Source organism: Thermoanaerobaculia bacterium (assembly GCA_018057705.1).
Classification (GTDB): Bacteria; Acidobacteriota; Thermoanaerobaculia; order Multivoradales; family JAGPDF01; genus JAGPDF01.
Genome location: JAGPDF010000137.1, coordinates 1 through 6,258, shown reverse-complemented (window position 1 = coordinate 6,258; position 6,258 = coordinate 1). Strand labels below are relative to the sequence as shown.

Annotated in this window: 5 protein-coding genes; 2 read left to right on the top strand and 3 right to left on the bottom strand. The window is 69.1% G+C overall.

What is annotated here, in order from left to right:
- A partial coding sequence (gene dnaE / locus KBI44_21010) for a DNA polymerase III subunit alpha (GenBank protein ID MBP9146965.1) occupies positions 1 to 2,375 on the bottom strand: 2,375 nt, incomplete at its 3' end.
- Positions 2,376 to 2,625: 250 nt separating this feature from the next.
- Between dnaE and KBI44_21005 the strand changes: the two genes are divergently transcribed.
- The gene (locus KBI44_21005; protein MBP9146964.1) at positions 2,626 to 3,258 is read left to right on the top strand and encodes an energy transducer TonB; all 633 of its coding nucleotides are present in this window, start codon (positions 2,626 to 2,628) and stop codon (positions 3,256 to 3,258) included.
- 4 nt (positions 3,259 to 3,262) lie between these two features.
- Here the strand turns inward: KBI44_21005 and KBI44_21000 are convergent, their stop codons facing one another.
- On the bottom strand, positions 3,263 to 4,738 hold the full coding sequence (locus KBI44_21000) for a hypothetical protein (protein MBP9146963.1): 1,476 nt from the start codon (positions 4,736 to 4,738) through the stop codon (positions 3,263 to 3,265).
- A gap of 32 nt (positions 4,739 to 4,770) precedes the next feature.
- Positions 4,771 to 5,583 (bottom strand): universal stress protein, encoded by an 813-nt coding sequence (locus KBI44_20995; protein MBP9146962.1) that lies wholly within the window; start codon positions 5,581 to 5,583, stop codon positions 4,771 to 4,773.
- A 121-nt stretch (positions 5,584 to 5,704) separates the two neighbouring features.
- Between KBI44_20995 and KBI44_20990 the strand changes: the two genes are divergently transcribed.
- Positions 5,705 to 6,258, top strand: a 554-nt coding sequence (locus tag KBI44_20990; protein ID MBP9146961.1) for a TonB-dependent receptor plug domain-containing protein, incomplete at its 3' end; no start/stop codon positions are given.

Sequence of the window (6,258 nt, the reverse complement as noted above, 5' to 3'; positions counted from 1 at the left end):
TAGGCCGAGGCGTAGGCGATGAGCGCGAAGGAGGCGGCGTGCGACTCGGGGAAACCGTAGAGCGCGAACGAGGTGATCGACTGCACGATCTGGTCCTGATTGGCGCCGGTGATGCCGCGCGCTGCCATGCCGGAGCGCAGCCGCGCCTCGATCGCCTCCATCCGCTCGACCGAGCGCTTGAAACCCATGGCGCGCCGGAGCTCCTCGGCTTCGCCACCGGAGAAGCCGGCCGCCGTCATCGCGATACGCAGGAGCTGTTCCTGGAAGAGCGGAATGCCGAGGGTGCGCTTCAAGATCGGCTCGAGGCAGGGGTCGAAGTAGGTCACCTTCTCGCGCCCGCGCCGGCGCTCGAAGAACGGATGGACCATGCCGCCGGTGATCGGCCCCGGCCGGATGATGGCGACCTGGATGACCAGATCGTAGAAGCGGGTCGGCGCGTTTCTCGGCAGCGAGGCCATCTGGGCGCGGCTCTCGACCTGGAAGACGCCGACCGTGTCGGCGGCGCGGAGCATGGCGTAGACCTTCGGGTCGTCGGCCGGCAGGTGCGCGAGATCGACGCTCACCCGCTCGTTCTCGCGGATGATCGGGATCGCCTCCTCGAGCGCGTTGAGCATTCCCAGCCCCAGCAGATCGACCTTGATGATCCCGAGGTCGGCGCAGTCGTCCTTGTCCCACTGCACGATGGTGCGCCCCGGCATCGCCGCCGGCTCGAGTGGCACGACCTCGTCCAGCCGGCCGGCGGCGATCACCATGCCGCCCGAGTGCTGCCCCAGATGGCGAGGCAGGTTCTGGATCCTGCGGAAGTAGACGCCGAAGAGGCGGTTTCTCGGCTCCTGCGGATCGAAGCCGGCGGTCGCGAGCTCGCGGTCGAGGTACTTCTCGTCGCCGCGCTCGAGGTCGTAGCGGAAATGGCCGAGCTGCCTGGCGAGCTTGTCCTCCTGCTCGCGCGAGAAGCCCAGGGCCTTCGCGACCTCGCGCGCCGCCGAGCGGTCACGATAGGTGATGACGTTGGCGGTCATCGCCGCAGCGATCGCATGTGGGCTCCCTCCGGTCGCCTCGCCGCCGTAGCGCCGGTAGACGTACTGGATGACCTTCTCGCGCGGGTCGCCCGACGGCAGGTCGAGATCGATGTCGGGCCACTCGCCGCGCTCCTCGGAGAGGAAACGCTCGAACAGCAGCTCCATCTTCACCGGGTCGATGGCCGTGATGCCCAGCGCGTAGCAGACCGCGCTGTTGGCCGCCGAGCCGCGCCCCTGGCAGAGGATCTTCTCGCGGCGGCAGAACTCGACGATGTCCCAGACGATGAGGAAGTAGCCGGCGAGACCGAGCTTCTCGATCATCGCGAGCTCCTTGCCGAGCTGCGCCTGGGCGCGCGCCGAGAGCGGACGGAAACGGGCCCGGGCATGATTCCAGGTGATCTGCCGGAGGTAGGACGACGGCGTCTCGCCCGTGGGGAGCGGGAAATCGGGGAAGCGATAGCCGAGATCGGCGAGGGTGAAGTCGAGCTGCTGCGCGAGCTCGAAGGCATGCGTGACGGCCTGCGGAAGATCGACGAAGCGACGGGCCATCTCGGCCGCGGGCAGGAGATGACGCTCCCGATGCGCCGCGAGGCGCGAACCGGCCGCGTCGAGCGTCGTGTGATGGCGAATGGAGGTCAGGATGTCGTGCAGCGACTTGTCCTCGGTGCGGGCGTAGCGCACACCGTTGGTCGCGACGAGCGGCAGGCGGAGTCGCGCGGCAAGATCGACCAGCGCCTGGTTGCGCTGCTCCTCCTGGCGCCTGCCGTGGCGCTGCAATTCGACGTGCACGCGCCCGGGGAAGAGATGGGCGAGCCGCTCGAGCACGGTCCGGGCCGGGTCCGCGCCGCTGCCGTGGCCGGCCAACGCCTGGGCGAGCGGTCCTTCGTCGCCCCCGGTAAGAACGTGCAAGCCGGCGCTCCACTCCTCGATCTCCTTGAAACTCGCCGCCGCAGCGCCTTTCGGCTTCCCCCGAGCCGCCGCGGTGAGCAGCTTGCAGAGATTTCTGTAACCGGCGGGCGACTCGACGAGCAGCGTGAGGCGGCTCGCGGGAAGATCGGCGAGGACGACCTCGGCTCCGACCAGCGCGCGCAGGCCGGCGGCGCGCGCCGCTTTGTAGAACCGTGGTGCGCCGGAGACCCCGTTGCGGTCGACCAGGGCGATCGCCGGCAGGCCGAGCTCGGCGGCGCGCGCCACGAGATCCTCCGGTAGCGAGGCGCCGTCGAGAAAGGAGAAAGCCGAGGCGGTGCGCAGCTCGGCGTAAGGCAGCGGAGCCCGTCCGGCGGCGCGGGCGTAGGAGCGCTCGAGGAGTTTCTCCTTGCGGGCGCCGGGGGACAGATACGGCTTCCCGCCCCCCATATGGAGGTTGCGCGCGATGTCGTCCTTCCTCCTCCCGGACATGGTTCGACAATAGCGCAAACGAGGCGTAAATAGATCTGCTCTCTCTGCCCATCCTCTGGCGGGGCTGTGGCAACATAGTCGAGTGCCGGGGCAGGAAAAGCCCGGTAAAGGGATGACGATGAAGACGGGTCGGAGGAGTGTCCTTGTTGCAGCCGTCCTGGCAGTCGGCCTCGTCTTGCCCAGCCCATGCGCAGGCAAGAACAAGAAGGTGGATTCCTGGAATGCGCGGATTCAGGAGACGGTGCGGCTGTTGCGGGTCGGCAATCCGAGCCAGGCTCGCGCGACGATCGCTCCGGTCCTCGAGGAGATGACCGAAGAGGTCAATCCCGGCAAGAAGGCGGGACACGCTTTCGCGCTGGCGCTCACGCTGCGTGCGCTCACCGAGGCCGGAGGCGGAGACGAACGGGGAGCGACATGGGACTGGCATGTGGCGCAGCAACTCGACCCTGCGATCGAATCCTGGGATCTGCGGGAGTTCGGAGCGGCCGGCGAGGTCCTCGCGCGGCACCGCCTGTCGGCCGATCCGGTTCCACCGGCCCTGACTTTCGAGGAGCTGAAACGGGCCGGAGGGCAGAAGCCGACGATCCTGACCCGTGGACGCGGATTGATCTACCTGGAGAAGACCCGCCAACGGCGATGGGAGGGATCGATCCTCGTCAAGGTGCGCATCGACGAGCAGGGTATTCCGACCTATCCGCGAATCGTCTGGTCCTCACATGAGGTCGGCATCGTTCTGGCGAGCTGTGAGTTCACGCGCGAGCTCGTCTATACGCCAGCAACGAAAGGCGGGAAGCCGATCGCCGTCCTCTCGGAGCAGAAGACGAGCTATCGCCAGGACTAGCCGCTCAGTTCGGAGCGGTGACCGCTCCCGTCCAGCTCTCGCTCTCGAGCTCCTCGATCAGGCTGGCGGTGCGGGGTCCAACGGGCGCCACGGCAGGGGCGTCGGCGCAGAGGCCGTCGGCACCGCGCTCGATCTGGAGCGGCTGTCCGGTCACGAGCTGGATCTGACCGTCCTTCTCCGATGCCGTCGAGAGGCGGATCCAGCGCTTGTCGCCGTCGCCCGGGAAACAGACGCGCTTCGCGTCCGGGTTCCATTGGATGCCGGCTGTCTTCGGTGCCTGAGGTACGGCGTCACCCGCGAGCAGCCGGCGAAGGCGGGCAGCCGAGACTTCGGGCGGGGTGGAGGAGCGCAGCCAGCGGGGGGCCGGCAGAGTGCGTCCGTCGCCGCCCTTCCAGCGGACTTCGAGCGCCAGGAGGCTTCCGGGCTGCGGGAACGGCGAGCGATACGTGAACTGGCGGCGGCGCTGCAAATCGCCGAGCGTGCTCTCCAGGCGTCCGCTTTCACCGATCAGGGCTCCGGAGCTGGCGCGTGCGAGCTCGGCGAACGGCATCAGACCGAAGTCGGTGAGCGTGTCGACCCGGGCGGCGGTCGCCGGGTCCGAGGGCTCGCCCTGGCCCGAGATCGAGACGATCGGAACGGTCGTGCGACGGTCGCCTGAACCGCCCATCGACACCTGGGTGCGCCTTTCCGCGGCGGACGGTTCCGGCACGTCGCGCGGCGTGCGCAGCGCGATCGGCAGCGTGACCCATCCATAGGCGGCGAGGGCGCGGGAAGTCTCCCGGACAGGTTGGAACTCGGACGCCTCGAGGCTCGCGTCAGGCTTCGCCTGGGTCAGGCGGGCGAGGCTCTCGGGGTCGAACGGCCAAGCGCCGACGGGCAGAAGCAGGGCGCGTGCGCCGCCGCCGCCCCGGGCCGCGATCTCGACCGTCAGACGGTCGAGCTGGGCGAGACGCGCTGCCGTCGCTGTCGCCAAGGAGGGTTCGGTGCGCTCCACCTCCTTGCCTGCCGCCAGCGCGAGCTCGTCGAGTTGCCGCCGCAGCGCGTCCGCCGAAGCGGTGGAAAGCAGCGTGCGTGGCAACGGATCGGCGATCACGATCTCGGCCAGGCCGCCGGCAGTGAGGCGGTCGGACAGTCCCGCGAGCTCGATCGCCGCGCGCTGCCGGGCCTCGGGGCCGGCAAGGATCGAGTCGAAATAGAGCACGAAGATCCACGGCGCTCCATCGGAGGAACCGAGCTCGGTGAGCGGGTGGGCAACGCCCTCCTCGATGACGATGAAATCCTCGCGCGCCTTGCGTCCGATCGACTCGAAGGTAGGCAGGGCCGAAATGTCGACCAGGACTTCGACCTCACGCACCTCGATCGTCTCCACGAACGGTGGCGGAGAGGTCGGGACCTGCGCGGCGAGAGGGGGCAGCGGGCTGCAAACCAGCGCGAGAGCCAGGGACCGGCAGGCGATCGGGGTGAGGCGAGAGCGGCGCATGGCTGGACTCCAAAGCAAGTGTGGTGCCCGGCTCAATGGGCGAGCAGCAGCGGGCAGGGAGCGAGTTGCAGCAGCTTCTCGGAGACACTCCCGAGCAGCAGGTCGAGGAGCGGCCCGCTGCCTCGACGCCCGGCGCAGAGCAGATCGACCTCCGCGCTCGTCGCCAGGGAGAGGAGAGCGGCGGCGGCATCGCCTTCGGTGGCGTGGAACTCGACCTCTGCCGGATCGATTCCGGCCGCCTGGGCGAAGGCGGCGAGCGCTTCCCCATCGAGCCCGCCGGTGCGATCCCGGAAGGTCGCCAGGAGAAGGCGGGCGTCCGGGCAGAGGGCCCGGGCGGCGGCCAGGGCGGCGAGACTTCCGGCCGAGCCGTCCGTGCCCACGAGCAGGCGCCGGGGGGGGCTCGGGCGGTCGGCGCCGCGGACCACGACGACCGGAACCCCGGCCTCGCGGGAGACCCGCCCGCTCGTCGAGCCGATGAGCACCCTTCGGGCGAGTCCGCCGTGCTGGCCGACCACGATGATCGCCTGGTCGAGAGCCTCCGCCTGTTCGATGAGAGTGTCGCCCGGCAGCCATCGCCGCACGTGGATGTCGACGGTGAATCCCGCCGCAGCGAGCTCGCGCTGGGCCGCCTCGAGCTGGGATCGGATGGCGCGCTCCGCACCCGCAAGGATCTCCTCGGCGGAGAGCTCGAGCGAGTGCATCGGCACGGCGGGCAGCGCCAGCGCGTGGGTGAGGTGCAGCGTCATCTGCGGCGTCTGCTGCGCGACGCCCCGGGCCCAGCGCAGGGCGCGGTGCCCGTCTTCCCGGCCGTCGAATCCGATCACGATGTGGCGAAAAGAGTGCACTGGACGACCTCCGATTTCATGGTAGCAGAATGACCTTGACTGGGTTACGATCCGCGCCAGCGAAATTTTCGAGGTTCCGAGGCCGTCTTCAGCGGTCTCGCCATGCACGGGGGAGAGCGAAATGGATCAGAAGCGTTTGTGGTTGGCTGCACTCGCCGCGTTGGCGATGGGCATCGCTCCGGCGATGGCTCAGGAAGAGGCGCCACCGGCGGAAGAGCCGGATGAGCTCGTCGAAGAGGTCATCGTCGTCACCGCGTCGCGTACCGAGCAGTCGCTGAACGAGGCGCCGGCCGCGATCTCCGTGCTGACGGCCAAGGACATCGAGTCGATTCCGGCCGACAACTACGGCGCGCTGCTGCGCAACGTTCCGGGCCTCAACGTCTCGCAGACCAGCGCCCGCGACATCAACATGACGGCGCGCGGCTCGACGAACACCCTGGCGACTTCGCAGCTCGTGCTGCTCGACGGCCGCTCGCTCTACCTCGACTTCTTCGGCTTCGTGATGTGGGACTTCCTGCCGGTGAACACCGCCGAGATCAAACAGATCGAAGCCGTGCGCGGACCGGGTAGCGCCGTCTGGGGCGCCAACGCCATGACCGGCGTGGTGAACCTGATCACCAAGCGTCCGAAGGAGATGGTCGGCACCAGCCTCCTCCTGGGCGGCGGCGAGCTCGG